Origin of the sequence: Rhizobium croatiense (assembly GCF_019793465.1) — a bacterium.
GTDB classification, from domain to species: domain Bacteria; phylum Pseudomonadota; class Alphaproteobacteria; order Rhizobiales; family Rhizobiaceae; genus Rhizobium; species Rhizobium croatiense.
The window spans coordinates 498,018-523,847 of the sequence record NZ_JAILYJ010000001.1 but is presented as its reverse complement, the minus strand read 5'-3'; the positions used below and the strand labels follow the sequence as shown (position 1 = coordinate 523,847).

30 protein-coding genes and 1 pseudogene are annotated in these 25,830 nt (G+C 62.0%); 12 read left to right on the top strand and 19 right to left on the bottom strand.

Features of this window, described 5'->3' with window-relative positions; translation table 11 throughout:
* Positions 1-5 precede the first annotated feature (5 nt).
* The 5 genes from K6M89_RS02370 to denD form a co-directional block, all read right to left on the bottom strand.
* On the bottom strand, positions 6-932 hold the full coding sequence (locus K6M89_RS02370; RefSeq protein WP_222138304.1) for a carbohydrate ABC transporter permease: 927 nt from the start codon (positions 930-932) through the stop codon (positions 6-8).
* 80 nt (positions 933-1,012) lie between these two features.
* A complete protein-coding gene (locus K6M89_RS02365; protein WP_222138303.1) occupies positions 1,013-2,317 on the bottom strand; it encodes an ABC transporter substrate-binding protein in 1,305 nt (434 codons plus the stop codon).
* A 160-nt stretch (positions 2,318-2,477) separates the two neighbouring features.
* Positions 2,478-3,545 carry an ABC transporter ATP-binding protein gene (locus tag K6M89_RS02360; RefSeq protein WP_097581461.1) on the bottom strand — a complete coding sequence of 356 codons (1,068 nt, stop codon included), beginning with the start codon at positions 3,543-3,545 and terminating at the stop codon, positions 2,478-2,480.
* A gap of 76 nt (positions 3,546-3,621) precedes the next feature.
* On the bottom strand, positions 3,622-4,395 hold the full coding sequence (locus tag K6M89_RS02355; RefSeq protein ID WP_222138302.1) for an SDR family oxidoreductase: 774 nt from the start codon (positions 4,393-4,395) through the stop codon (positions 3,622-3,624).
* On the bottom strand, positions 4,392-5,378 hold the full coding sequence (denD, locus tag K6M89_RS02350) for a D-erythronate dehydrogenase (RefSeq protein ID WP_222138301.1): 987 nt from the start codon (positions 5,376-5,378) through the stop codon (positions 4,392-4,394). Before denD ends, K6M89_RS02355 begins: the two co-directional genes overlap by 4 nt.
* Before the next feature lie 382 nt (positions 5,379-5,760).
* On the opposite strand from denD, the gene K6M89_RS02345 reads away from it, so the two are divergent.
* Positions 5,761-6,759, top strand: a complete 999-nt coding sequence (locus K6M89_RS02345; protein WP_097581458.1) for a LacI family DNA-binding transcriptional regulator — start codon at positions 5,761-5,763, stop codon at positions 6,757-6,759.
* A gap of 194 nt (positions 6,760-6,953) precedes the next feature.
* Here K6M89_RS02345 and K6M89_RS02340 read toward each other — a convergent pair.
* Positions 6,954-7,420: pseudogene (locus K6M89_RS02340) on the bottom strand (NUDIX hydrolase).
* Between the two features lie 98 nt (positions 7,421-7,518).
* On the opposite strand from K6M89_RS02340, the gene K6M89_RS02335 reads away from it, so the two are divergent.
* The 4 genes from K6M89_RS02335 to K6M89_RS02320 all read left to right on the top strand — a co-directional run bounded on the left by K6M89_RS02335 (position 7,519) and on the right by K6M89_RS02320 (position 10,197).
* Entirely contained in the window at positions 7,519-8,340 is an 822-nt protein-coding gene (locus K6M89_RS02335) for a DUF1206 domain-containing protein (protein WP_222138300.1), read from the top strand.
* A 46-nt stretch (positions 8,341-8,386) separates the two neighbouring features.
* Positions 8,387-8,884 carry a hydrolase gene (locus K6M89_RS02330; RefSeq protein WP_222138370.1) on the top strand — a complete coding sequence of 166 codons (498 nt, stop codon included), beginning with the start codon at positions 8,387-8,389 and terminating at the stop codon, positions 8,882-8,884.
* Between the two features lie 153 nt (positions 8,885-9,037).
* Entirely contained in the window at positions 9,038-9,619 is a 582-nt protein-coding gene (locus tag K6M89_RS02325; RefSeq protein WP_222138299.1) for a GXWXG domain-containing protein, read from the top strand.
* A gap of 59 nt (positions 9,620-9,678) precedes the next feature.
* On the top strand, positions 9,679-10,197 hold the full coding sequence (locus K6M89_RS02320) for a hypothetical protein (RefSeq protein ID WP_097581453.1): 519 nt from the start codon (positions 9,679-9,681) through the stop codon (positions 10,195-10,197).
* A gap of 58 nt (positions 10,198-10,255) precedes the next feature.
* On the opposite strand, the gene K6M89_RS02315 is transcribed toward K6M89_RS02320, so the two are convergent.
* Positions 10,256-10,612 carry a response regulator gene (locus K6M89_RS02315; protein WP_097581452.1) on the bottom strand — a complete coding sequence of 119 codons (357 nt, stop codon included), beginning with the start codon at positions 10,610-10,612 and terminating at the stop codon, positions 10,256-10,258.
* Positions 10,609-12,303 (bottom strand): sensor histidine kinase, encoded by a 1,695-nt coding sequence (locus K6M89_RS02310; protein WP_222138298.1) that lies wholly within the window; start codon positions 12,301-12,303, stop codon positions 10,609-10,611. Before K6M89_RS02310 ends, K6M89_RS02315 begins: the two co-directional genes overlap by 4 nt.
* Positions 12,304-12,455: 152 nt before the next feature.
* On the opposite strand from K6M89_RS02310, the gene K6M89_RS02305 reads away from it, so the two are divergent.
* Positions 12,456-13,748 (top strand): GGDEF domain-containing protein, encoded by a 1,293-nt coding sequence (locus K6M89_RS02305; RefSeq protein ID WP_097581450.1) that lies wholly within the window; start codon positions 12,456-12,458, stop codon positions 13,746-13,748.
* Positions 13,749-13,799: 51 nt separating this feature from the next.
* Here K6M89_RS02305 and K6M89_RS02300 read toward each other — a convergent pair whose 3' ends face one another.
* Positions 13,800-13,997 carry a hypothetical protein gene (locus K6M89_RS02300; RefSeq protein ID WP_170964819.1) on the bottom strand — a complete coding sequence of 66 codons (198 nt, stop codon included), beginning with the start codon at positions 13,995-13,997 and terminating at the stop codon, positions 13,800-13,802.
* A 131-nt stretch (positions 13,998-14,128) separates the two neighbouring features.
* Between K6M89_RS02300 and K6M89_RS02295 the strand changes: the two genes are divergently transcribed.
* Positions 14,129-14,320 carry a hypothetical protein gene (locus K6M89_RS02295; RefSeq protein ID WP_097581448.1) on the top strand — a complete coding sequence of 64 codons (192 nt, stop codon included), beginning with the start codon at positions 14,129-14,131 and terminating at the stop codon, positions 14,318-14,320.
* 9 nt (positions 14,321-14,329) lie between these two features.
* Here K6M89_RS02295 and K6M89_RS02290 read toward each other — a convergent pair whose 3' ends face one another.
* From K6M89_RS02290 to K6M89_RS02260, 7 genes are all read right to left on the bottom strand, one after another.
* Positions 14,330-15,364, bottom strand: a complete 1,035-nt coding sequence (locus tag K6M89_RS02290) for an L-idonate 5-dehydrogenase (protein ID WP_222138297.1) — start codon at positions 15,362-15,364, stop codon at positions 14,330-14,332.
* Between the two features lie 10 nt (positions 15,365-15,374).
* Positions 15,375-16,781, bottom strand: coding sequence for a TRAP transporter large permease (locus tag K6M89_RS02285; RefSeq protein WP_222138296.1), 1,407 nt, complete (start codon positions 16,779-16,781; stop codon positions 15,375-15,377).
* Between the two features lie 4 nt (positions 16,782-16,785).
* On the bottom strand, positions 16,786-17,358 hold the full coding sequence (locus K6M89_RS02280) for a TRAP transporter small permease (RefSeq protein ID WP_097581446.1): 573 nt from the start codon (positions 17,356-17,358) through the stop codon (positions 16,786-16,788).
* Positions 17,359-17,739: 381 nt separating this feature from the next.
* Positions 17,740-18,714: a sialic acid TRAP transporter substrate-binding protein SiaP gene (locus K6M89_RS02275; protein ID WP_097581445.1), complete on the bottom strand. Its 975-nt coding sequence runs from the start codon at positions 18,712-18,714 to the stop codon at positions 17,740-17,742.
* A gap of 21 nt (positions 18,715-18,735) precedes the next feature.
* A complete protein-coding gene (locus K6M89_RS02270) occupies positions 18,736-19,494 on the bottom strand; it encodes a FadR/GntR family transcriptional regulator (protein ID WP_222138295.1) in 759 nt (252 codons plus the stop codon).
* A 255-nt stretch (positions 19,495-19,749) separates the two neighbouring features.
* Complete coding sequence (locus K6M89_RS02265; protein ID WP_097581444.1) at positions 19,750-20,034, bottom strand: hypothetical protein; 285 nt, start codon at positions 20,032-20,034, stop codon at positions 19,750-19,752.
* Positions 20,024-20,326 carry a hypothetical protein gene (locus K6M89_RS02260; protein WP_097581443.1) on the bottom strand — a complete coding sequence of 101 codons (303 nt, stop codon included), beginning with the start codon at positions 20,324-20,326 and terminating at the stop codon, positions 20,024-20,026. Before K6M89_RS02260 ends, K6M89_RS02265 begins: the two co-directional genes overlap by 11 nt.
* Before the next feature lie 268 nt (positions 20,327-20,594).
* Between K6M89_RS02260 and K6M89_RS02255 the strand changes: the two genes are divergently transcribed.
* The 3 genes from K6M89_RS02255 (at position 20,595) to K6M89_RS02245 (ending at position 22,312) form a co-directional block, all read left to right on the top strand.
* The gene (locus K6M89_RS02255) at positions 20,595-20,966 is read left to right on the top strand and encodes a hypothetical protein (RefSeq protein ID WP_097581442.1); all 372 of its coding nucleotides are present in this window, start codon (positions 20,595-20,597) and stop codon (positions 20,964-20,966) included.
* A gap of 75 nt (positions 20,967-21,041) precedes the next feature.
* Positions 21,042-21,356 (top strand): hypothetical protein, encoded by a 315-nt coding sequence (locus K6M89_RS02250; protein ID WP_246642283.1) that lies wholly within the window; start codon positions 21,042-21,044, stop codon positions 21,354-21,356.
* A 194-nt stretch (positions 21,357-21,550) separates the two neighbouring features.
* Positions 21,551-22,312, top strand: a complete 762-nt coding sequence (locus K6M89_RS02245) for a Crp/Fnr family transcriptional regulator (protein ID WP_222138294.1) — start codon at positions 21,551-21,553, stop codon at positions 22,310-22,312.
* A gap of 27 nt (positions 22,313-22,339) precedes the next feature.
* Here K6M89_RS02245 and K6M89_RS02240 read toward each other — a convergent pair whose 3' ends face one another.
* From K6M89_RS02240 to K6M89_RS02230, 3 genes are all read right to left on the bottom strand, one after another.
* Positions 22,340-23,116, bottom strand: a complete 777-nt coding sequence (locus K6M89_RS02240) for a molybdopterin-dependent oxidoreductase (RefSeq protein WP_222138293.1) — start codon at positions 23,114-23,116, stop codon at positions 22,340-22,342.
* Positions 23,113-23,955, bottom strand: a complete 843-nt coding sequence (locus tag K6M89_RS02235) for a cytochrome b/b6 domain-containing protein (RefSeq protein ID WP_222138292.1) — start codon at positions 23,953-23,955, stop codon at positions 23,113-23,115. The genes K6M89_RS02240 and K6M89_RS02235 overlap by 4 nt, the downstream gene beginning before the upstream one ends.
* 191 nt (positions 23,956-24,146) lie before the next feature.
* The gene (locus K6M89_RS02230) at positions 24,147-24,395 is read right to left on the bottom strand and encodes a pentapeptide MXKDX repeat protein (protein ID WP_222138291.1); all 249 of its coding nucleotides are present in this window, start codon (positions 24,393-24,395) and stop codon (positions 24,147-24,149) included.
* Between the two features lie 184 nt (positions 24,396-24,579).
* Here K6M89_RS02230 and K6M89_RS02225 point away from each other — a divergent pair, with 184 nt between their 5' ends.
* Together K6M89_RS02225 and K6M89_RS02220 are read left to right on the top strand one after the other, a co-directional pair.
* Positions 24,580-25,128 (top strand): sigma-70 family RNA polymerase sigma factor, encoded by a 549-nt coding sequence (locus tag K6M89_RS02225; RefSeq protein ID WP_097581437.1) that lies wholly within the window; start codon positions 24,580-24,582, stop codon positions 25,126-25,128.
* The gene (locus tag K6M89_RS02220; protein WP_222138290.1) at positions 25,125-25,769 is read left to right on the top strand and encodes an NrsF family protein; all 645 of its coding nucleotides are present in this window, start codon (positions 25,125-25,127) and stop codon (positions 25,767-25,769) included. The genes K6M89_RS02225 and K6M89_RS02220 overlap by 4 nt, the downstream gene beginning before the upstream one ends.
* The last annotated feature ends 61 nt before the right edge of the window (positions 25,770-25,830 follow it).

The window sequence follows — 25,830 nt, the reverse complement described above, 5'->3', positions numbered from 1 at the left end:
TCTCCTTAGTCCTGGCCGCCCTGCTGCCATTTGCGACGTTGCAGGCCGAAGAAGCTGAACATGATGGCGCCGAGCAGGAAGGGCACCATGGCGACGGCGATGGCAGCGCCCTCGCCCAGCTGCCCGCCCGGAATGCCGCGCTGGAAGGAGAGTGTGGCCATCAGGTGCGTGGCGTTGACCGGCCCGCCCTTGGTCAGCACGTAGATCAGCTGGAAATCCGTGAAGGTGAAGAGCACCGAGAAGGTCATGACGACGGCGATGATCGGCGTCAGCATTGGCAGCGTCACATAGCGGAAGCGCTGCCAGCTCGTTGCGCCGTCGAGCGACGCCGCCTCCTGTAGGGAGGCTGGGATGGTCTGCAGGCCGGCGAGCAGCGAGATCGCCACGAAGGGAATGCCGCGCCAGACATTGGCGACGATGACCGATATGCGGGCATTGGTGGGATCGCCGAGGAAGTTGATCGGCGCGTCGATCAGGCCGAGCTTCATCAGCGACCAGGAAACGATCGAGAACTGGGAATCGTAGATCCACCAGAAGGCCAGCGCCGAAAGCACCGTCGGAACCACCCAGGGCAGCAGCACGATCGCCCGGAAGAAGGATTTGAACGGAAGGTGCTGGTTCAGAAGCAGCGCCAGCCAGAGGCCGAGCGCGAATTTCAGCACCGAGGCGACCAGCGTGTAAAGGATGGTGTTGAAGACCGACAGCCAGAAAACCGCGTCATCGGCCAGGAATTGATAGTTCTCCAACCCGATGAAGATGCCGTCCCGGCCAATCCGCGTGTCGGTAAAACCAAGCCAGACGCCGAGCCCCAGGGGATAGGTGAGGAAGCAGACGAGGAACACGGCGGCCGGCAGCATGAAGAGGACGCCGAGCACATTGTTGTTCTGCATGAGCGAGGGGCCGCGCGTATCCCCGGATTTCAATGTCGACATTGCTGGTCTCCAGATTGCATTCAGTCCTTGAGGACATGCGGCATGCCGGTATCGAGCATGCCGCAAGCCTCGACTCCGGATCAGACGCGGTAGTAGCGGTTCGCCCGGCGTTCGGCTTCCTTCATTGCGTCCTCGGGCGACTTCTGGCCGGTAACGGCGGCAGCATACATATCGACGAGCACATAATCGGCCATGGTCGCCGCCGAGGCGTAGCCGAGCGGGCCGGCATAGCCGTTCGGGCGCAGCCTTTCCGAAGCGCGCGCATAGGGTGCGTGGACCGGATCGGCGGTCCAGACCGGATTCTTGGCGAAGGCCTTGAGAGGCTGGCAGCAATAGGCGCTGGAGCCTTGGATCCAGGCGTTCATCTGGTCTGCTTCCATCATGAACTTGATGTAGGCCTTGGCCGCTTCCGGATATTTGGTGTGCTTGAAGAGCAGCAGCGAGCTCGTCTGGAAAAGCTCGACGCTCTTGCCGACCGGTCCGATCGGGAAGTTCGTCGTGCGCATGTCCTTGGCGATCTCGGCGAGCTTCGGATCGTTCTTGGCCGTGTAATAGACCGAGACGCCATTTGCGATCAGCGATACCTGGCCCGCCAGGAATGCGCGGTTGTTGTTGACGTCCTGCCAGCTTTCCGTGCCCGGAATGAAGGTTGCGTAGAGCTCCTTGGCGTAGTTGATCGAGGCGAGCGTTTCGGGGCTGTTGATCGTCACCGTGCCGCTTTCATCGACCATCTTGCCGCCATGGCTCCAGAGCAGCCAATGGGCGTAGTTGTTGCCGTCTCCGACGGCCTTACCATGCGGGAAGCCGGCGGGCGTGCCCTTCGCCTTCATGGCCTTGCATAGCTCGAGGAAGCCCGCGGTATCGTTCGGAAATTCGTTGAAGCCTGCGGCCTTCACATGGCTCTCGCGATAGACGACGGCATTGCCGATCGCCGTGAGCGGCATGGCGATGAAGGTGTCGCCGCGGGTAGCGTAGCCCTTCACACCGTCGTACCAGCCCTCATATTTGTTGCCGAGGTAGTTGCCGAGTTCGGTGAGATCGACCAGCTTGTCGGGATATTGATGCGCGTCGTCGAACCAGCACATGATGAGATCGGGACCGGAGCCGACATTGGCGGCAACGGCGGCCTTCGGACGGATGTCCTCCCAGCTTTCCTTGTCGATGCGCACTTCCACGCCTGTGGCTTCGGTGAATTTCTTGGTATTGGCGATCCAGGCATCCTCATCGCCCTTCACGAAAGGCGTCCAGCGCAGGAGCCTGAGGCTTGCGCCGCTTTCCGGCGTGTAGGTCGGTTCGGCCTGCGCCAGAGATGGCCTGATGCCGAGACCGGCAACGCCGGCAACGGCTGCCGACGCGGCAAGAAATTCACGTCTCTTGATCGTCATGAGATTCCTCCTCATTGAAACAGCGGGAGCAATTCTCCGGCATCCACCTCCCGCTTGGTGAACGGCGGCCTGGCATCTCCGGGGGAACTTGCGCTCCCGGGATGCTTGCTCTCCGGCGGCAGGGAGAACTCCTCCTCTCCCGTGCCGCCGCCGGATGGCATCAGTCGGTCAACCTCTTGCCGCCATCGGCATCGAAGAGGTGGACATGCGCGGCGTCGATCGCCACGCGGATGGCTTCACCCGGGCGGGCATCGACACGCTCGCGGAAGACGCAGCTGACCTCACCGCCACCGAGGCGGACGGTCAGATGTGTTTCATAACCGGTCGGCTCGATCACCACGATTTCGGCTGGCAGGCCGTTCGGATCGAGCGAGATATATTCGGGGCGCAGCCCGTAGACGAGGTCGCGGCCCACTGCACTCGCCGGCGGCTTGGCGACCGGTAGCCGCGTGCCGTTGGCCGCAACGAATTGACCGGGATTTTCCGGATCGAGCCTGCCGTGGATCATGTTCATCGCCGGCGAGCCGATGAAACCGCCAACGAAGAGATTGGCGGGACGGTCGTAAAGCTCGAGCGGCGAACCGATCTGCTCGACGATGCCATCATGCATGACGACGATCTTGTCGGCCATCGTCATCGCCTCGATCTGGTCATGGGTGACGTAGACGGTCGTCGTCTTCAGGCGCTGGTGCAGTTCCTTGATCTCGGCGCGCATGGCGACGCGCAGTTTCGCATCGAGGTTGGACAGCGGCTCGTCGAACAGGAAAACTTCGGGATCGCGCACGATGGCGCGGCCCATGGCGACGCGCTGGCGCTGGCCGCCGGAAAGCTGGCGCGGATAACGGTCGAGCAGCTTGTCGAGGCCGAGGATGCCGGCGGCATATTTCACCCGCTTTTCGGCTTCCGCTTTGGGTGCTTTGTTGAGCATGAGCGAAAAACCCATGTTCTGCTCCACCGTCATATGCGGATAGAGCGCATAATTCTGGAAGACCATGGCAATGTCGCGGTCCTTAGGCGGCAGCGTGTTGACGACGCGCCCGCCGATCTTGATCTCACCGCCGGAAATATTCTCGAGCCCGGCCAGCATCCTCAGAAGAGTGGATTTGCCGCAGCCCGAGGGCCCGACGAGGATGACGAATTCCCCATCGGCGATATCGATGTCCACCCCCTTGATAACGGGATGCGCGCCGAATGATTTCCGGACATCTTCGAATTGAACGTTTGCCATACTCCCTCCTCCCAGATCATGAGCATCACGCAAGCACTGTATCTATGTCGTTTTCGGCCGGCGGCATCCCGCCTTCTCACCCTCGCCCGACGAAGGGCATCTTCGTCGCCATCACTGTCATGGTCAGCACATTGGCGCTGAGCGGCAGGCCCGCCATGTAGACGACGGCATCGGCAATATGCGCCGGGTCGATCGTCGCTTCCGCGGCGATGCTGCCGTTTGCCTGCAACACGCCGGCCGCAATCCTCGTTGTCATGTCGCTTGCCGCATTGCCGATATCGATCTGGCCGCAGGCGATGTCGAATTCGCGCCCGTCGAGGGCGGTGGATTTCGTCAGTCCTGTTATGGCGTGCTTCGTCGCCGTGTAAGGTGCGGAATTCGGGCGCGGCGTGGTGGCGGAAACGGAGCCATTATTGATGATGCGCCCGCCGCGCGGGTTCTGGCTCTTCATCAGCCGGAAGGCCTGCTGTGTGCAGAGAAAAGCGCCGGTTAGATTGGCGGCGACGATGGCGTTCCACTGCTCGAACGAGACCTCTTCCAGCGCCACACCAGGCACGGTGACACCGGCATTGTTGACCAGGAGGTCGAGCCGTCCGTATTTTTCCGAGATGGCGTCGAAAAGAGCCCGCACCGAAGCGGGATCGCCGACATCGGCGGAAACCGCGAGGAACTCCGCGCCGGTTTCGCCGCTAAGCTCGTTTGCCGCCTTTTCAAGCACGTCGGCCCGCCGTCCTGAAATGACGATTGTGTAGCCGGCAGCGCCGAGCCCCCGCGATATGGCACGCCCGACGCCGGTGCCGCCGCCGGTGACAAGCGCGATCCTTGCCTCTCCGCTGGCCGATATGCTCATGCGATCCTCCCGCCGAGTTCATCCTCGATATGTACCTTCAGGATTTCGTCGAAACTCGTCTCCGCCTTGAAACCGAGCGAAGAGGCCCGCTCGGCGTCGAACTGGGTCGGCCAGCCGGCAACGATGCGTTCGATCACCGGATCGGGCACGCGCTTGATGAGCGCGACCGCCTTGTCGCCGGCCACGCGGCGCAGCGCTTCGATCTCTTCGGAGACCAGCGCGGAAAGGCCCGGCATGGTGAGGTTGCGCCGCGCGCCGATCCGTGCCGTATCGATCGTCGCGGCATGGACGAAGAAGCCGACGGCCGCGCGCGGACTTGCAAACCAGTGCCGCACGCTGTCGCTGACCGGCAGCACCGCTTCCTTGCCAACCAGCGGCTCGCGCAGGATGTTGGAGAAGAAGCCCGATGCCGCCTTATTCGGTGTGCCGGGCCGCACGCAAATGGTCGGCAGCCGGATGCCGATGCCGTCGAAAATGCCGCGGCGGGAATAGTCGGCCAGCAGCAGTTCGGCGATCGCCTTCTGGGTGCCATAGCTCGTCAGCGGCGTCGTGAAGAATTCGTCGGGAATGACCTCGGGAAACGGCGTGCCGAAGACGGCGATCGAGGACGCGAAGACGAGGCGCGGCACATAGGTACTCGTCAGACCGGCCCGGCGGATCGCATCGAACAGGGCGCGCGTGCCGTCCAGATTGACGGCGTAACCCTTGTCGAAATCCGCTTCCGCCTCACCCGATACGATGGCGGCGAGATGGAAGATCAGCTCCGGCCGGCCTTCGATCAGCCTGTCGGCGGCGCCGGCACCGGCGAGGTCGACCGTCAGCGCCGTCGAGACCGGCCGGAGCGGTTCCGGCACCGGCGGCGAAAAGGCGTCCACCAGCGTCAGCCGGGTGACGGGCCGGCCGAAAGCCAGCGGCTCGCGCGCAATCTTCTCAACCAGCTTGCGCCCGACCATACCGGCTGCGCCCAAAATCATCACATGCATGGCGGCTCTTCCTCCCGTTCGGCCGGTGTCGTCGGCAAGATCGCGCTGCTCGTCGCATTGTCCTGGCGTTCAGTGCCTTTCGCAGCTGGCGGCGCGATCGGAATCTGTCCGATCGAATTCAGATAGGTCTGCAACCTGCAGGTCAAGCCGGCTTGGCTGATCCGCAGATCTTTACGTTCAACATTCGTCCGATGCAGGACTTCCGAAGCCTTGTCCGTCCCGTTTTTACTCCAGCGTTTTGCCGTTGGTATCGATACCGGTATCGGTAACAACGCCTATTTTGGTCGCATATGTCAAGTAGCGCGTGTTTTCCTTTTTTGAAAAAGAGCCTATGAATCTGGTGTTGGCCGCTGGCGAGGCAATTCGACTAAGGATCGGTGCGATGCGTAAATCCACACTGGAAGAGGTTGCCGCCGCGGCCGGCGTCAGCAAGATGACGGCATCACGGGCCCTTCGCGGCGCGGCCGACGTCTCCAAGGAGACCCGCGCAAAAGTGCTCCAGCAGGCCGAACGGCTGAGCTATGTCGGCAACCGGCTGGCGCTCTCGCTGTCGTCGCAGCGCACGAACCTCGTCGCCGTCGTCGTTCCCAGCATGTCCAACATCGTCTTTCCCGAGATGCTGGCGGGCATATCGGCCGGCCTGCGGGGATCCGGCATGCAGGCGGTGTTCGGCATCTCCGACTACGATATGGCGAAGGAGCGCGAGATCATCCGCGACATGCTCTCCTGGCGGCCTGCCGCCATCATCGTGACAGGCCTCGATCAGCCGGCAGAAACGGTCCGCATGCTGCAGAATGCGGAGATCCCGGTGATCCAGCTGATGGACCTCGACGGCACCCCCATCGATTTCAATGTCGGGCTTTCTCATGGCAAGGCGGGAGAGGAGATGGCAAGAGCGCTTTTGGCGGCCGGCCGGCGGCGGTTCGGTTATATCGGCAGCGCGATCGACAGGGACTTGCGGGCCGGCAAGCGGAAGGCCGGGTTTGAGAAGGCCCTGCGCGAGAGCGGCCTTTCTTTCGTGGCGGAGCGGTTCAACGCCGCCTATTCTTCGGTGGCCCACGGCAAGCGGCTGACGATGTCCATGCTCGCGGCGACGCGCGATCTCGATTGCATTTACTATTCCAACGACGACATGGCGACCGGCGGCGCCTTCGCATGCCTGGAACTCGGCGTTTCCAGCCCCGCCGATATTCTGATTGCCGGATTCAACGGACTTGATGTCGCCCGCGCCCTGCCTGTCAGGATCGCGACCTCGATCTCGCCGCGGCGTCAGATGGGCGAAGCCGCCGCAGCACTGCTGCTGGCTGCGAGCCGCGGGGACGGAAATCCGCCTTCAGAAAAGATCATCGTGTTCGATCCTGAGATTACCGGCGTCGATTAGGCTCCAGCAATCGTTCGTCAACAAAGCCTATCCCATCCGATCGCTGAATGGCTGATGGCGTCTGCGACGCATATAGGTCGTCCGGCCGGCGTGCCGCCGAAACACTATCCTATGGGCTGATCGCCGATACTTTGCTCGAGGCCGCCGACCGCTCCTTCATATTTGTCGAAACGGAGTGATCGCAATACCTCCTTTCATCGGCCTCGGCCGAGCTGTTTTGCCAGATCTGCAAGCATTGCGACCTGCCCCTTGAGAATCTTGATCTCGGCCTCTGCGGTGGGAAACCACTCGGCGCGGTCGACTTCGGGAAAATTCTGCAAACGGCCCGATCGCGGCGGCCATTCGAGCTGAAACTCTGAACTGCCCACCTTCTCGACATCAAGCTCCGCCTCCACCGACCAGACGACGACGATTTTTCCGCCCGGTTGGCGATATTCGCCGAGCGGGGCGAAGGCTCCCTGGATTTCCACGCCGAGCTCCTCCCGCGCCTCCCGGATTGCTGCCGACAGTTCATCTTCACTGGTTTCGATCAATCCCTTCGGGATCGACCAGGCGCCCTCGTCCTTCTTCACCCAGAACGGCCCCCCGGATGTACGAGCAGGACCTCGGGCCCCGTCTCGGAAAGGCGGTGGATGAGAAGTCCGGCGCTACGGACCGGCATCGGCAACTCTCGGCATGAGCGTGGCCTTTTCCTCGACGACAACTTTCCGCGTAGTGGCGCGTTAGGGGTGACAGCCACACAGATGCTCGGAGTATATCATGGCCAAAGGATTTCGTTTCGACCTGCTTGCCAAGAGCGGCTATGTGGCGCGCGGCGTCGTATTTCTGCTTGTGGCGGGCCTGGCCCTGTTCTCCGGCGTTGCCGGCGGACGGCCGGAAACGCAGTCGGCGCTTTCGACGCTGCTCGCACAGCCCTTCGGCCGCGTCTGGGTGGGGCTGATCGGCATCGGCCTTCTCGGTTTCGTGGCCTGGCGGCTGGCCCAGTCGCTGGCCGATTCCGACGGGCATGGCACCGGCGCCAAGGCGATCGCCATCCGCACGTTTCTCTTCGGCAGCGCCGTCGTCTACCTCGGGCTTGCCGGATACGCGCTGGCACACGCGTTTTTCAGCGGTGGCGCAAGCCAAGGCTCGGGTGAGAAGGGATTGGCTCAGTGGATCATGTCGCAGCCGTTCGGCGCCTATCTTGCCGTTGCCGTCGGCCTCGGCTTCATCATCGGCGGGGTCGTGACGGCAGCCAAGGGCATCACCAGGAAATTCGAGCGCTATCTCAGGCTCGCCGATGCCAGCGGCGTGGTCACCACGGTCTGTGTCTACGGCCTCGTTGCCCGCGGCGTCGTCTTCGTGATTACGGGAATCTTCTTCGCCTATGCGGGTTTTCGCGTCGACCCGCAACAGGCGGGCAGCATGGCGGACGCGCTCGAATGGGTGAGGCAGCTGCCTTTCGGCTCGATCCTTTATATCGCCGTCGCGGTCGGACTAGCGGCCTTCGGGGTCTATAACCTCGTCGAGGCGCGCTATCGCGTCGTGCGCAGCCCGTCCCTTGCCGATGTCAAACATTCGATCCCGACAGCCGGCCATTGAAAAAACGGCGACTTTCCAACCGGGCGAGCTGCGCCATCTCTGTCAGATGATTTACTTCACGGGCGACACCCACTTTGCAGATTCGCGCGTCCTTCGCATCGACCGACGCCCCTTCCCCGACATGGCCTCGCATGACGTGACGCTGATTCGGAACTGGAACGAAATCGTTGGTCCGCAGGACGACATCTGGCACCTCGGCGACGTCATGTCCTTCCGTGGCGGGGATTGTGACCAGCTCCTTTCGATGCTGAACGGGCGCAAGCACCTCATCATCGGGAATAATGATCCGCCGACGACGACGGAGGCGAGGGGATGGGCGAGCGTTCAGCACTACAAGGAGATGACGCTGGACGATCATCTGCTGATCCTGTGCCACTACCCGTTCCGCACATGGAACAAGATGGGCAAGAAATCGATCAATCTGCACGGACATTCCCATGGCCGCCTGAAGCCCCTGCCCCGCCAGTACGATGTCGGCGTCGACGGGCACGGTCTCAGGCCGGTGTCGCTGGAAGCCTTGTTGTCAACGAAGCGAGCACTGTGATACCGCCGCATCGAGAACATTCGGCGTCCGCGGGACCGTCAAAGCCCTGGCAGACGACGCTCTCCTTGCCGAGGCGCCGGAACCGGATGATCTGGCCGGCGGCGGCGCCATTTGCTTTGTCGCGGCGAGGTTCGATCGCGTGACTGGAAACGGATGAAAAGCATGGGCCGGCAGGACGAGATGAAGGCCTGGTTCTCTTCGCTGAAGCCTGTCCAGCCGGTCGAGATGGTCGGCTTGTGGAGGGGGGCGGGTATTCCGTCGGATCACCCGCTTGACGGCGTTCTCGAGAACCTTGGCTGGTTCGGCAAGCGGTTTCACGCGGACATGCGCGCGGACGCCCTGCTCTTTCAGTGGCGAGCCGATCGGCTGGTCGCCATCGACCCCGGCTTTTTTCCAATCGGACTGGCCATCAAAGCCGCACCGTTCGGGCGCACAATGGTCGCCCGAAGCTGGTTCTCCTATCTGCAGAAGGCATTGCGTGCGAGGGGCACCACCGCGTCGCTTGCGCTTCAAACCTCGGGGGACGGTGTCACCGCCGCAATGCGTTACGACAGGCAGCCGATCGTCGATTACTTTCGCAGGATGAATGGGCAAGAGCTGGCTGGCATGATGTGCATTACGGGCGACGCCCGTCGTTATTTCTTCAAGCTGCGAAGAATCGACGCCGCCGCAGCGACGGCGGGGTCGTCAGGAGGCGGCCGCCCTTCACGCGGGCGGGCGGCAAAAACAATCTGACGCCGGGAACAATCTGCCATGCCGACCTGTTGTCCGGAAACGCAAACCAGGGGGCTGCCATGCGTATGGTCCTGATCGCAACTTTGCTCTTGCTGCCTTGCCTGCCTGTCCGGGCGGTGGCGTCGGAGGTTGGTTTTTTGCAGTCTCTGGCCGGCGACTGGAGCGGGACTGGAAGGGTGCTCACGCGGATCGGCGGCACGAATCTGAAGGTCTCCTGCACCCTCCGATCTGATGCCAGCGCATCCACCGTTTCGATGAACGGGAAGTGTCGCGGCCTGGCGGTTTTCACCAGAAGCTTCTCGGCGACCGTCAAGGCCGCCGGGGAACGTTATACCGGCAACTATGTCGGGCCGTCAGGACTGCCGTCGAAGCTTGCAGGCAGCAGGAAAGGTGCTGCCCTCAACCTGCGTGTGACCTGGGCGCGGCTGGTCAACGGCGATCGAGACGCGGTGTTGATGATCGAGAAAGTCGGGCAGAACCGGCTTCGACTGCAGACCGTCGACCAAGATCCTGCTTCCGGCCAGCCGGTCGTGACCAGTCGCATCGATTTGCAGCGGCCCTCGACGGCAGAAAGATAGCAGGCCGCCCGCTGCTCTCGGCGGCGCGACAGCCGGATCGCTGTCATCGGCTCACGTGTCAGGCAGCCATTCTGACCAGCGCGTCGCAGAGCTGTCGGGTGTCGTAAGGCTTGGGGAAGAAGACCCCCCGCTCGGGCAATTCATCTTTGTCCGGCTGCTTCATGCCGGAGACGATGATGATTTCAACGGGCGGCCAGCGATTGCGGACGGCCTTTGCGAGTTTCAAACCGTCCATCTTTCCCGGCATGTCGATGTCTGTGAACAGGATCCGAATGCCGGGCACGCTTTCGAAAAGCATCAGAGCCTCATCAGCATTGCGTGCTTCGAGCGCCTCCAAGCCTGCTTCCTCGACGATGCCGACCGCCATCATCAGCAGCAGAGCTTCGTCCTCAACCACGACTACCTTGGTTTTCATGTTTCGCTCGCATGCATGTCATCCTTACCCAAAGGGTCAACTTCGCCTCTCGCAACCGGTTCCGCGATCAAAAATATAACTTCGAAAACGAGGCCCCCGGGCCTGTAGTCCGACCTGGACCGCGCCTGCGCCTTCGCCGGGAAGGCCCGTTCTATCAGTATCGAGCCGAAGCCCTTTTTCGTCGGTGTCGAAACCGGCGGCCCACCCGCTTCCGTCCAGACGAGAAGGACGCGTCCGTCATCGTGCTTCCACTCGATGGTGACTGTTCCATATTCGCTTCCGAGACTTCCATACTTGGTTGCGTTGGTCGCCAGCTCGTGCAACACGAGCGAAAGCGGCAGGGCGATGTCTGCGGGAAGAACCACTTCCGGGCCATCCAGGCGAATGCGCTCGGCCTGCGAGGCGACGTGGGCGCGCAAGGCCGCCGAGACAATCTCCCTGACAGACGAGGCCGATCCCTCGCGCGACAGGATGAGATCATAAGTGCCGGCGAGCGCTGCCAGCCTCTCGGCGAAGGAATTGTATCTTTCCGGATCGGAGCGTGAGAAGGTTTGCCGGGCGATCGCCTGAACGAGGGTGAAGCCATTCTTGACCCTATGCGCCAGTTCGCGGACAAGAAGGCTGCGCTCCTCCTCCGCCTCCTGGCTCTGGCGTCTTCGTTCATCGAGTTCGTCAAGCAGCCGGTCGAAGGTCGCACCGACGACACCGAGCTCGTCCGGTCCTTTCATGCCGGTCCGCGCTGTCGTTTGACCGCTGCGCCACTTTTCCATCACATCGGCGATCCTGGAGATCGGCACGAGGATGAAGCGGTTGCCGATGAAGATCGAGGCGAGGAAGGCAAAAAGCGCACCGCCGACAATGGCGAGCGTATTCATCGTCGTCGCCCGGTTGATCGGCGCGAAAGCTTCCTCCTTGGAGAAGCCGGCGCTGACATACAGAGGGCTGGAGGGCAGCGCGATCGGGCGATAGCCGAGGATGCGTTCGGTTCCGTCCTGGCTCACCACATCGATCACGTCGGGCTGGTCGGCATGGATCAGGCGCTCAAGCGCATCGGGTATGACGGTGCCGACGAAGCGCTCGGGCGAGGGAACGTGCGCAACGATCGTTCCGTTGCCGTCGGCTATCGTCACCGCGTTGCCGGGAGCAACGCCGCGCTCGGTGATGCGGTTCTGCAGCCAGTCCAGCCGGATTCCGCTGACGATGACGGCCTTCATGGCGTCGCCCTCCATCAGGGGCATGGCGAGCGGCAGGACGGGTCTGTCGACAAGGCGGCTCTGCGTATAGGTGCCGACGACGAAAGCCTTGGTCGTGAGCATCTGCTGGAAATAGTCTCGATCGGAGAAGATCACGCCCTCGGGAAAAGCCATGCTGCCGCAGATCGGCTGTCCGTCGAGCCCGACGACGAAGATGGTGCGGATGTTTGGAATGCTTTCGACAACCGCCTTTAGCGCCGTATTGCAAGCCGGGACGTCGAGCTGCCGGACGGAAGGCATGGCGGCGACGGAGACGAGAAGGGCGTGCAGGCCTTCTATGATCCGTTCGACTTCCGACGAAGCTTGTCTGGCCGCTTGTGCCGCGGATGCGCGCACCTCTTCATTGCGCTGGTGGCGCAGCGCGACTTCGTTGTAAACGAGCATCGCCACCACCGGCGCCAGCGCCGCGACCGCAACTGCGACCAGCTTAAGTCTCATCCTGTTTCCTCTCGGAACAAGGTAGGTAGCATGTCCGAGAGGGTCTGGCCCAGATCACACGGCCAAACTTGTTTACAAAATATCAACGCAGGAATCCGGACGTCCGCGCGGCAACCTTGCCGAGTTTCCGATTGCGGCTAGATAGTGCAAAGATGAATGATGCCAAAAGCACGTCCTTCGAAGGTTCTGCAGCCGGGTCCTTTTCGCCGCGGCCGCTGACCGGCGCGATGGCGGATGAGGTCGAACGCCTTTTATCGGGGCGAACCCGCGATATTCGCCTGACGGGCGACCTGCGGCGCCGGTTCGACGAAAGGCTATGGCGCCAGAGGGCGAAAGTCATCCGTTCCTGGATGACTTGGGTCGCCTTCGTCGATGTTCTGACGCTGGCGCTGAATGCCATGCTGCTTCCGCGTGAGGTTGCCCTGTTAATGGTCGCCCCGGCCTGCCTGCTGCCGCCGGCGGCGATCCTGACGGCGCTCATCTGGACCAAGCCGCGCTCGGCGGCGGTTCAACGCGCATCGCTCCTCGGCGGAATGTGCGTCATCCTGCTGTCGGTCGCACTCGTCGGCGTCTTTGCGGGGGGCGAATTCTACGAGCGCCATTTGACCATCATGCTGTTCGTTGCCACGAGCGCAATCACCATCTTCAGCGTGCCGCTCGCCTGGACGATCGCAATCGCCTGTTATGCCCTCGCCCTCTATTTCACCTTTCAATGGTACAACCCGCTCGTGGACGCGGGCAGCGTCATAGCCGGGACCCTGTTCTTTTCCTGCGGGATCATCGCGACCGTGGTCGCAAGGCGAACGATGAACATCCTGGCGCAGAAGACATTTCTCCTCGACTGCAGGGATCAGCGCCGCGTCGCGGAATTGGCCGATGCAAATGCCCGATTGGAACGGCTGGCCAGAACCGATCCGCTGACGGGGATCGCCAACCGCCGTTGGATGATGGAAACGCTCGAGAGCCTCTGGCGCCACGGCCGTGAAACCGGCATCGTCGCCATGCTCATGTGCGACATCGACCACTTCAAGGCGCTGAACGACAAGCTCGGGCATGGCGAAGGCGACCGCTGCCTTGTCAAGGTCGCCGGCATCATCCAGAGCTGCGTGCGCGCCGATCGCGACCTCGTCTCACGACACGGCGGCGAGGAATTTCTCATCGTCCTTCCTGACGTCGAAGAAGAAGAGGCTGTCGCGGTGGCGAAGCGAATACGTGAAAGCGTGGAGGCGGCCGCCCTTCCGAACCCGTCTTCCGGCGTCGGCCCGTCGGTGACGCTGAGCGTCGGGGTGGCCTTCAAATCGGCGGCCGATACCGGCGTTTCCCTGGCTAATCTCCAGCACGAAGCCGACGTGGCACTCTACCGCGCCAAGGAAGCAGGCCGCAACCAGGTCTGCGTCTTCCACCGTCCGCCACCCGCTGCCGAGCAGATCGCCGCCCGCCGCTGAAGGCGCAGCTGGGCGGGAGGTTTCGATCGACGGGCATCGGCGCAATCAGCGTCAGCGGATCACCAAAACCGCCGCCATGGCGGCTGCCGAGATGAAGCCGGCGGCGCTGAGCCCGAACGTCAGATATTCTGTCGCTCTTTGTCGGTGGCCGAGCTCGACACTTCCAAGGACGGCCGCAATGCCTCCCGCTATCCAGCTCGCCAACGTCAGTGCGCCGAAGAAAAGCGCCAACTGCGTTGCTGTCTCCATGATTCTGCTCCCGTTTCGGCCGCCGCCCGGCAGGAACACTCCTGCGCGGGTCTATCAGTAACAAAACTCGGCCCGCTTTGTTTCCACATGGCGTTGCACTTTTTCGAACCACCCGGCACGCCCGCGGCTCCGTGCTGCTGCAGCGTTCGGCAATCGCGCTCGCGAGCGAGCTCGCGGCAGAGAACGGCTGGGAGGAAGGAACTGTTCGATCCGTGCGGCCGCTACAGCATTGCGATGAGCGCACGCTGCCGCCGCAGCCGCTGACGACGATCGGCGCGAAGATCCATCTCGCCTGGCGCGAATGGCGCGCCGGCACGGAGTGACACAGGTCTCTAAAACGTAAGCTGTACCTTACAGGCGGCCGTCCGGTCGCCGGCGAGTGTGAAAGCGGCGGTGGCCTCTTCGAGGGGCAGGCTGTGGCTGATGATCGGCCGGACATCGATCTCTCGACCTGAGATCAGCTCGACGGCGGCGGCAAATTCCTCGTCGAAACGCTGCGTGCCGTGGATATGGAGCTCCTTGCCGACGATGGCGTTGAGCGGGATCGGAATCTCTCCCGTGACGCCGACCTGCACGATCGTGCCGCGCGGCCTGATGGCGGCAATGGCGCTGCGGATGGCGGTTGCGGCGGCCGAGCATTCGAAGACGAGATCGAAATAACCCTTGCCCGTCTCGAATTCGGCAAGCGCCGCAGCCTCTCGAGACACATTGATCGTCCGGCTCGCGCCCATCGCTTCGGCTCTCTCCAGCGCCGCATCGGCCAGATCGGTCACGATGATCCCGACCGCGCCGTGATAGCGGGCGGCGGCAACCATCAGGCAGCCGATCGGACCGGCGCCTGTGACGAGGACGCGCTTGCCCGCGATCGCTCCCGCACGAGATGCCGCATGCAGGCAAACGGCCAAGGGCTCGCTGCAGGCGGCTTCCGCAGCCGTCGTCGCCGCTCGCACTTCGAAGCACTGCTTGGCCGGCACGACCAGCCATTCCCGGAACATGCCCTGCTCATGAGGCAGGCGCATCGCGCTGCCCATGAAGCGCATGTCGAGGCAGTGGATCGGCAGTCCCTTCGCGCAATATTCGCATTGGCCGCAGGGCTGGCTGGGGTTGACCGCCACCAGCGTCCCGGGTTTCAGGTCTGCCCCTTCCCCCGCCCTCTCGACGATCCCCGATGCCTCGTGACCGGGTATGATCGGCTCGCGCACCCGGATCGGTCCGAAGCCGCCGTCCTGATAATAATGCAGGTCGGAGCCGCAGATGCCTGCGGCTGCCATTTTCAGAAGCACCTGGCCTGGACCGGGGGGCGCAACGATGTCGGCCTCGATCCTGAGATCGCCCTTTTGGTAAAGCCGTGCCAGACGTGTTCGCATCATGGCCTTCCTATCTCAACAGTCCGAGTTGCTGCGGCAGCCAGAGCGATACGGCCGGGATGAAGGTGATCAGGATCAATGCGAGGAAGAGCGGCACCAACCAGGGCAGGATTGCCATGGTGGTGCGTTCGACCGAGAGTTTCGCCACTCTGGACAGCACGAAGAGCACCATGCCGAGCGGCGGATGCAAGAGGCCGATCATCAGGTTCAACGTCATGATCAGGCCGAACTGAACCGGATCGATACCGAATTTGGCGACAATCGGCAGCAGGATCGGCACGAGAATGGTGATCGCCGCGATCGTATCCAGGAAGCAGCCGACGAACAGCATCAGCAGGTTCACGAGGATCAGGAACACCCATTTATTGTCGGTGATCGAAAGGATCGCATCGGACAGCAGCTGCGCGGCCTGGCTGACCGTCAAGAGCCATGCGAAGACGGAAGCCGCGGTGACGATGAAGAGAACCGATGCGGTCGTCTCGATCGTATCGAAGCTGGCCTTGGCGAGCGTCGAGAATGTCATGGTGCGGTAGCGCACGAGTCCGAGGAACAAGGACCAGAGCACGGCCGCCACCGCGGCTTCGGTTGGCGTGAACCAGCCCATCGTCATGCCGCCGATCAGGATAACCGGGGTCATCAGCGCCATGACGGCGGAAAAGGCGAAATACCAGTCGAGCGCCAGCAGCACGAGAAGGGCGATTCCCGCCGCCGCATTCATCGACAGGCCGGCCCGCATCATCAGATAGATCGCCACGGGCACCAGCAGGACGACGAGGATCTCCAATCCGGCCGACAGCAGCTGCCTGACATCGAACGGCGCGTCCGAGCCCCAGCGCTTGTAATAGGCGAAGGCGGCGACGGTGACCATCATCAGCAGCGTCATGACGACGCCGGGCAGGATGCCGGCCATGAACAGAGCGCCGATCGAGACGTTCGCCATCATGCCATAGATGACGAAGGGCAGCGACGGCGGGAAGATCGGGCCGAGCGTGGCAGACGCCGCCGTCACGCCGACCGCCGCTTCGACCGGATAGCCGTGATCCTTCATCGCCTTGATCTCGATCGTGCCGATGCCGGCCGCATCGGCGAGCGCCGTGCCCGACATGCCGGAGAAGATGACCGAGCCGATGATGTTGACCTGCGCCAGCCCGCCCTTCATCCAGCCGACCAGCGCGACCGCGAAGGAATAGATGCGGCCGGTCACACCCGCCGAGTTCATTAGATTGCCCGCCAGGATGAAGAAGGGCACGGCGAGCAGCGGAAAGCTTTCGACGCCGGCGATCATGCGTTGGGCGACGATAATGTCCGGCGCGATGCCGTAGAGCACGATGTAAAGCACGGAGGCGACGGCCATCGAGATGGCGACGGGCACGCCGATCAGCATCATCACCAGAAAGGAGCCAAGAAGCAGCAGCATTGGATCAACCCTCGACGGTCTGGAATTCTTCCGGGCGCTCCAGAACGGAGTAGCCGCGGCGCATATTGGCGATGAAGACGATCACCGCGCGGATCAGCATCAACACGAAAGCGACAAGCACCGAGTAGAAGACGATGTTGCGCGGCAGCTCGATGGTGACCATCTGCTCGTCGGCGACGATATCGACGTAACGCCACATCAGATAACAGCCATAGGCGAAGAAGCCGATGCGGACGATATCGACGAAAGTGGCGAGCACGCGGGCCAGCCCCGCCGGCATATAGTGATAGAAGACGTCGACCTGGATATGCCGCGAGGTGCGCACGCACATCACGGCGCCCAGAAAAACGACGCCGATCAGGCAGTTGATCGCGATCTCTTCCGTCCATGCATAGCTGTCGTTCAGCACATAGCGCGTGAAAAATTGCAGGAAGACGCAGCCCGCCATCAGCCAGAAGACGATCAGCGTGATCCAGTCCTCGATCGCATAGTCCGAGACTTTTGCGGTCGGCGCATGGCCTTCGAATTCGTGGCCGATTTCCTCGGCCGTAATTGGCGTGTGAATTTCTTGCGACATGATCGGCCTTGTTCCTGTTGGGGAAGGAGGGCGCGGCGCGGGCGGCGCGCCTAACCTTGATGACGAGCCCCGCTCCTTGCTCGGCGTCATCCTCGGCCTTGTGCCGAGGATCTGCTGCCCTATCGAACGGGGCCAGATGCTCGGGACAAGCCCGAGCATGACGAAAGAGGAGATGGCGGCCCTTTCAATTCGTCGACAAACCTCGTTATTGCTCGGCGGCGTCCCGCCCCTCATCCGGCTGCCGCCACCTTCTCCCCGTAAACGGGGCGAAGGGGATGTGCCGCGACCTTTTCGTCCCTCGCTTACGTCTCGCAAGGCACGTCCCCTCTCCCCGCGAGCGGGGAGAGGGTTAGGGTGAGGGGCAGTTGTCGCCGCGAGCTCTTACTGGATCGCCCGGATCGCTTCCCAGTCGGACTTCTCGTAGCCGAAGTCCTCGAACTTGACCTTCTCCATCACAGTCTTTTCGAAATCGGCCTTGTCGACCTCGGTGACGTTGATGCCCTTTTCCTTGAAGGTGGCGACGAGGCTGTTTTCCTTGCCGGCGATCGTCTTGGTGGTGCGCTCGGCGGCCTCCTGCATCACTTCGCCGAAGATCTTCTTGTCTTCGTCGGAAAGGCTCGCCCACCGCGTCTTCGAGATCACCGTGTTGAGGTGGTCGACGATGTGGCCGGTCAGGATGATGTTCTTCTGGACTTCGTAGAACTTTTTCGCCTCGATCGTCGTCAGCGGATTTTCCTGCGCCTCGACCGTGCCGTTCTGCAGAGCGAGATAGACTTCGGCAAAGGCGATCGGCGTGGTGTTGGCGCCGCAGGCGCGCGGCATGGCGAGATAGGCGGGAACATCAGGCACGCGGATCTTCAGGCCCTGCATATCGGCGCATTTGGCAATCGGCTTGTTCGAGGTCGTATGGCGCGTGCCGTAATAGCTGACGGCGGCGATGTGGTTGCCGGTCTTGTCTTCATAACCCTTGGCGAGGCGCTTGAAGACGTCGCTCTTGGTATAGGCGATCAGGTGCTCCGGGCTGCGGAAGATATAGGGGAAATAGGTGACGCCGATCGGCTTGTAGTCGCGCGCCGCAAAGCTCGATCCCGAGATGATGATGTCGACCGTGCCGAGCTTGAGGCCCTGGTTGATGTCGGCTTCCTTGCCGAGCTGCGAGGCCGGATAGACCTCGATCTTGTAGCGGCCGTCGGTGCGCTTGTTGATTTCTTCCGCTGCCCAGACGGAATCGGTGTGGAAGGGCTCGGACGTTTCATAGACGTGCGCCCATTTCAGCACGGTCTGGGCGTGGGCGATCGCTGTACTCGCCATGATCGCGGCTGCGGTGCAAAGTATCGTTGCCAGTCTGCTCTTCATCGCTCTCTCCTCCGAGCTCGGTTAAGTCTTGGCCGTTCGTTTCGCGCGCCCCTTGTCGTGGCCGCGCTTCTCTGCTCCCGAGAACTCCTCCCCGAAGCTCTCGGAAAACCTCTTCTGCGACATGGTGAGATGGGTGCGCATGGCGACCTTCGCGCCGTCTGCATCGCCGGCGGCGATCGCATCGCGAATGGTCCGATGTTCATCGAGAGCACTGCGCCATGTATTTGGCCCCTCGAAATGGCTGGCGAGCCTGGCGAAATATGGGGTCATGCGCATGTCGAACATTTCGCCGGTCACGCGGATCAGCGTCGCATTGCCGACGATGGCGGCGATGCCGGTGTGGAAGGCCCGGTCGGCGGCAAGCACCGCGCTCGCATCATTGACGCCGCCGCTCATGCGCATCAGCGCCTCGTCGAGCACGGCGATGCCGTCCGGCTTGGCGCAGCCCGCCGCTTCCTCGGCAATGGCACATTCGATAATGGCGCGCGCCTGCAGCAACTCGAAAGGTCCCTCCACGGGCTCGCGTTCGCTTGCCGCAGCATTGGCGGCATGCTGGCGCACCACATAGATGCCGGATCCCATGCGAATGTTGACGAGGCCTTCGACCTCCAGGACGATCAGCGCCTCGCGTACCGTCGGGCGTGATACGGACAATTGCTCCGCCAGATCGCGCTCGGCCGGCAGCCGCTGGCCGACGGCAAGCTCGCCGCTCGCGATCATAAAACGAATCTGGTCCGCCACCTGTCGATAAAGGCGGCGGGATTCAACGGGCGAAAACATCATGCCTCCCTGGCGGCGTCTCCTCAAGCCGCGGCTGGTCAACTGGCCTGACCAATTAAATGCATCGATATCATCCAACGGGTTGTGCGTCAATGCGCCGCATAAACGCAGAACACGAGCGTTGTCGGCGGGTGTGCGGGCCGGGACGACGCCGATCGGCATTTTGCCCAGGAGCATCAGCAGATCATGATGCGGAAATGAGCCACCGCATCAGAGAGAGACTCGCGCTTGTCCGCCATCCGTTCGCAAAACCGATCAATGGCAGGTGATGGCCGCGTCGGTTTCAACACGCACTATCGTGGCCCGGAGCTGAAAGAGCTGCCTATCATCGCAGCAATCGTCAACGGCTCTGGCGATCGATACCGTCGATTCGCGGATCGTCTGAACCAGATGATGGAGGACCGGGCGCCGATTGGCGGCGCCGTCGCAGAGATCCTGAAGCTCATCGATGATCTGCCTGAGGGCGATCTGCCGTTCCAGAAGGCTCAGAGCGGAGGAACAGACCGGGATAGAGGCGCTGCGCCGGCTTCTATCCGTCATGGCACGCCAGCCCGCCGGCTTTCGCGGCTGGGCGCGAGACCGTGCCCGATGCATCTGGTGAGGTCGGCAGGTCTTGCGCATCCAGGTGCATGTGGCGCATCAGGCCAGCGAGCTTTTGCGGATTGCGGATGCCGCATTCGAACCAGGAGACGAGTTCCCGCGCAACATGCTGCGCCGCCGGACTGCCGATTTCGCAGGATTTTTCCCGGCACCACCCCCTGAGCACGGCATGCAGCATGGCTATGTCTTCGGGCTGCAGCGCCGGCTTCGTAATTCCCGAATGCTGGCTCATCCGCATTCCTCCCATATGTGAGCCAATCCTAATCTTCGGATTTTCGTTTTCAACTACGGGTACGGAAGCGTACGGAGGCGAGCGGTCGGTGGGCTTCCTACCTCAAAGCCGTGGAACCAACGTGGTCGGATCAGGTTCGGCGGGAATGGTGAATGACCGTCGCGCGGCGGGCTTACGTGTGTTACGCACGAGGAAGCGGATCGTCTGAGGTTTGAGTCGCCATTGAACAGCGTGAGCACCGTCCAAACCAAGGCTGTGGGCATCCGCCATGAAATCGCTCAGTCCGGTCGCCGGCAAAACGATCCTTATCATCGGTGAGCCGGGCTTCCTCTCGGACGATGCAAGACAGGCCCTGATCACCTGTCAGGCTTCGATCGCCGGGCCGGTCGTCGTCGCCAGCGCGATGGAATGCTTGAGTGAGGGGCTCGTGTTCGAGGCCGCGATCATCGACGTCAGGATCTCCGATCAGGCTATGCTCTGGCTGAACGAATGGTTGGAGAACCGAGGCATACCCTTTGTCTTCGCGCACGATCAGCGGTCCAAAGCGCCGCCCGGCGGCTTTACTCTCAGCGGCCGTCCTGCCGATATCGATGCGATGATCGCAGCGTTGTTCGGGCCGGACCTGTCCTATTATCATTGAGGGTGTTCGTTTGCGTACAATTCGTCGGGGAGAGTTGAATCGAGCTTCGTCGAGTCCCATTATTAGAAGATACTAATGGGAAGCCTTGGCATCAGGAACGGTGCTATGCCCGACTGTCAGTCTATTCATCTGAACGCATTGGATTCGGCCGATCTCAGTCGATTGCGGGCCATCTTGAATGTGATCTGCTCCGAAGCCGGTGAACCGCTGCGCGGGGCAGCGATGCAAAAGATCGCGGTTTTGCTGATCGGACTCTATCGTCATGGCGTGACGGACCATGACAAGTTGCTGTCGGTCGCTCGTCTGGCACTTACGCAGAACACGCCTGATGTGGCCGCAGCGGTCATATCTGGCGCCGGCAGGCCAGAAGGCGGAATGGCCGGATCGTAACGCGAATTGCGAGGGCGGCAGCTGCGCATCGACATCAACGCGCAAAGAAATATGCACGCGCGGATCAGTGATCAGCGGTGCGGCGATGGCGGGAACCAACAAAGGGCCTGTGAGTTGGGCTTGGGCGGACGCAGGTGGCCATTGGGATTCGACGGTCCCGTCTGTAGCATTCCGTGCTTGCCGGAGGGCAAATAATGGCAGAAACCATGATGCGGCCGACAGAGAATCGCCTGCTGGGTCTCTTGCCGGAGGACGAATATACGGCAGTCGTCGCCCATCTCGAACCCTGCGCCATACCTCGCGGTCACATTATCGTCCCGGCAGATGCGGTGATCGAGCATGCCTATTTTCCATGCTCGGGCATAGGCTCGGTCATCAATATCTCACCTGAGGGCAATCGCGTCGAAGCGGGATTGTTCGGCCGCGACGGTTTTGCACCGGTCGCGGCGGCGATAGGTGCAGGCATCAGTGTGCCTGAGGTCACCGTCCAGGTGCCGGGTTTCGCCTATCGTCTGCGGCAAACCACGCTGCTGGATCTGATGAAAACGCAGCCGGTTTTCGCCAGCCTTCTCCACAAGGCTGTTCATGTTCTGGCGACGCAGGCAGGTTTCACCGCGCTCTCCAATGCCGTCCATGAGATCGATGAGCGGTTGGCCCGCTGGATATTGATGTGCCATGATAGAATCGACGGCAATGAGCTCGCGCTGACGCACGAGTACATTGCCTTGATGCTGGCGGTGCGGCGGCCGAGCGTCACCACCGCCCTGCATCTGCTCGAAGGCTACCGCTTCATCCGCTCCGTCCGCGGCTTGGTGATCGTCAGGGATCGCGCCGGCCTGGAGGACTTTGCTTCCGACGCCTATGGCAAGGCAGAGGACGAATATGAGCGGCTGATCGGGCCTCTCAGGAAGTCGAGGCGCGGTCTCACCGAGATAGCGTCCCCACAGCCGGCATGAACAGGCGGATCAAAGCCTGCCGGTGACCTATATCCCGGCATACCATTCGTAGCCGCGATCTTCCCAGAAGCCGCCATTGCCGCCGTAGAGCTGGCCGAGATCGGCGACCGCCTCGATGCGGGTCAGATATTTCGCCTGCTTGTAGCCGAGCTGACGCTCGACCCTCAGTCGCAGCGGCGCTCCATGCGCCACCTCAAGGTCGCTGCCGTTCATCGAATAGGCGAGGATCGTCTGCGGATGGAAGGCGTCGACGAGATCGATGCTTTCATAGTACCAGCCGCTGCCGTCGAGCGTCTTTTCGTATTCGTCGGCGCAATGGAATACGATGTAGCGTACCTCGGGCTTGAGCCCGACCGATTGCAGCAGGGCGCCGAGCGGCAGGCCGGTCCATTTGCCGATCGCGCTCCAGCCTTCGACGCAGTCGTGCCGGGTGATCTGTGTGCGCGACGGCATCGCCTTCAGCTGCGCCAGCGAGAACTGCGACGGCTTTTCGACAAGGCCGCCGACATCAAGCTTCCAGGTCGAGAATTGCTGGCTCACCCAGTCGATATATTGCGGATTATCGGGCATGCTGGTGCCGTTCGACCGGAAGACCGGAGAGAGATCCGCCTCGGTGAATTCTCGGGCGAGCGCATCATCGCCGAGCAGGAAGCGCTGCGTCTTCATGCTGAAGCCCTCGGCGATCTTCAGCACCGACTTCGTCCGGTCGCTTTCGACCAATGCGTCGCAGCCGCTCAATCCCATTGCGGAGGCGGTCAGGGTCGAGCCGATCATGAAGCGGCGGCGGGTGATCAGGCGGCTCATCGTTCGTCTCCCTGTTCGATGGCGTAATAGCCGGTGATCATCGAGCGCAGATTGTTGAACACACCCGACAGCACCACCATGGCGATATGCACCGCGACGAAGGCGACAAGCGAGAAGGCGGTGAGGAAATGCAGGGTGCGGGCCGATTGCCGTCCCCCGAAGACATCGAGCAGCCAGGGCGCCACCGCGTTGAAGCCCGGCGACATGGTCAGACCCGTCGCAATCATCAGCGGCAGCAGCAGGAAGATCACCACGAGATAGGTCAGTTTCTGCAGCGTGTTGTAGTGCTGCGCCTCGGGGCCCTTCGGAAAGCGCAGCCGGGCGTGGTTGACGACCTCGTGACCGAGATGGGAAAGTGTCAGTTCGTTACCAGCCGGCGTAAGATCCCGGCGGAAATGCCGGCTGATCAGTCCATAGGCGAGGTAGACAAGGCCGTTGAAGACGAAGAGCCAGGCAAAGAAGAAATGCCAGCGCCGGCCGCTCGCCAGGTCCTGATAGCTCGGAAGCGTGAGCCAGTTCGGAAAGCCCCTTGGCGTCGCCTCGCCGTCGACATCGGAGAGGCCGAGGAAACCTGTCGTATCGAAGGTGAACGGACCGACATGCGTCAGCCCCTTCGCCCGGCCGCCGTCTTCTGTTGCTTCCATGGAGATGAAGGACGGATCGTTGTCGGCGCCGTACTGGCCCCAATAGAGAGCCGGGTGAGCATTGAATATCTGCAGGCCGCTGAACAGTAGCACGGTGAGGCAAAGCACATTCACCCAATGCGAGAGGCGGACAGGGAGACTGTGGCGGTACATAAGCGTGCGGCCGGTTGTCGGGCCGGCATCGATCGTCGTCATGATTGTTCTCCGAATGAATGGATGCTTCGGGAGAAGAAGACGCGGCCGCCGCCCGCTGCATAATCCTTAAATCGGAATCGATTTAAGGACAAAATTATGCAGCAACCAAAAGTGCTACAGCGTCCTTTGCGCGTCTAAAAAGACGCGCGGCGCTGTAGAAAGTTTCAGCGGCCGCGGAGACGCGAAAACGCCTACTTCATCGCGTCGCAGGCCTTCATCATGTCGGCCTTTTTCATCACGTCTTTTTCCATGTCGGCCTTGTTCATGCAGTCGGTCCTGGGCTCCGATGTCTTCATGGTTTCCTTCGACATCGCGCTGCTCTGCATATTGTCCTTCTTCATCGTATCGGATTTCATGGCGTCCTCAGCCGAGGCGACACCGGCAAGCGATAGACCGACGATGAAAGTGCAGGCTGCGAGGCTGGAAAAAAGCTTGGTCATGGAACTCTCCTGAATGGATTTGTCGTGTCCGCCGGCGGCCTGCCGATGGCTCACATCCGGTTATTCGCGGGAGTGCCGGGATGCGTTACAGCTTCACTCGCATGTGATAGGACTGTGATGCCGCAATTGTTTTGATCTCTGCTGTAACCGATTGGCCGCTTCCAGCGAATGAACTCGTGACAGCATGACAACCGCCCATTCGGAAGAAGCCCTGAAAGCATTGATGCTTCTCTCCCTTGACGGGGACGAGGCTGCCTATCGGCGTTTGCTGACGGCTGTGCGTGTGTTGCTTGTCGGTTACTACAGCCGCAGGATGGCTGCGGCGACGAAAGCGGATATGGAAGATCTGGTCCAGGAGACATTGCTGGCACTGCATTCCCGCCGGTCCACCTATGACCGGGAAAGACCTTTCACCGCCTGGTTCTTCTCGATCGCCCGCTACAAGCTGATCGACCATCATCGCGGCCGCGGCGGGCGCAGACTGGCTGAGACCGAGCTTGGCGAAGAGATCGAAAGCGATTTCAGCGAGGAAGCGGTGACGGCCCGCATGGATGTCGAGCGATTGCTCGACGGGCTGCCGCCGAGACAACGGGAGCTGATCCGGCAGGTGAAGCTCGAGGGCCAGTCGGTCGCCGATACCGCGAACAGCACCGGCCAGTCTGAATCGGCGGTGAAAGTCGGGATCCACCGGGCGCTCAAGGCGCTCGGAGAAAGATTGCGAGGCGCATCGTGACAGAGACGGACGACATTATCGAACGCCTGGCAGGGGACCTGAAGCCGGTGCCGCGCAATGCGCTACGCCGCCGCTTCGCGCTCGGCATCGTGCCGTCCCTCGCTTTCTCTTTGCTGCTGATGCTGACCATTCTTCGTCTCAGGATCGATATGCCCGACGTGCTGATGCTGCCGGTCTTCTGGATCAAGTCGGCCTATAATGCCTTGATTGCCGCGGCCGCCTTTGCAGCCATTTTCCGGCTTTCCCGCCCCGATGGTTCCGAGGGAAGCTTTTTCGGTCTGCTTGCCGCGATCTTCGCCGCCATGGCGACGGTCGCGGCCATCCAGCTCATGACGGCTCCGGTCGAGACCTACCCGGTGCTGATCCTCGGCTCTTCGGCGCTCCATTGCCCGGTCTTGATCATCGGTTTCGCGCTGCCCGTTTATGCCGGTATTGTCTGGTCACTGCGCCGGGCCGCACCTGCTGATCTCAGGTTGACGGGTTTCGTCGCCGGCATCGCCGCCGGCGCCGCCGGCGCCTGGGTCTATTCCTGGTTCTGCACCGAAAACGGCATGCCCTTCGTGCTGATCTGGTATTCGCTCGGCATCCTGCTCACCGGCGCGCTGGGTTCGCTCACCGGCCCCCGCCTGCTCCGCTGGTAAATCCTTTCTCATCCCGTTGACAGGAACATTCCGCCTTTCGGCTGGTTCAAGGGTCGAAGGA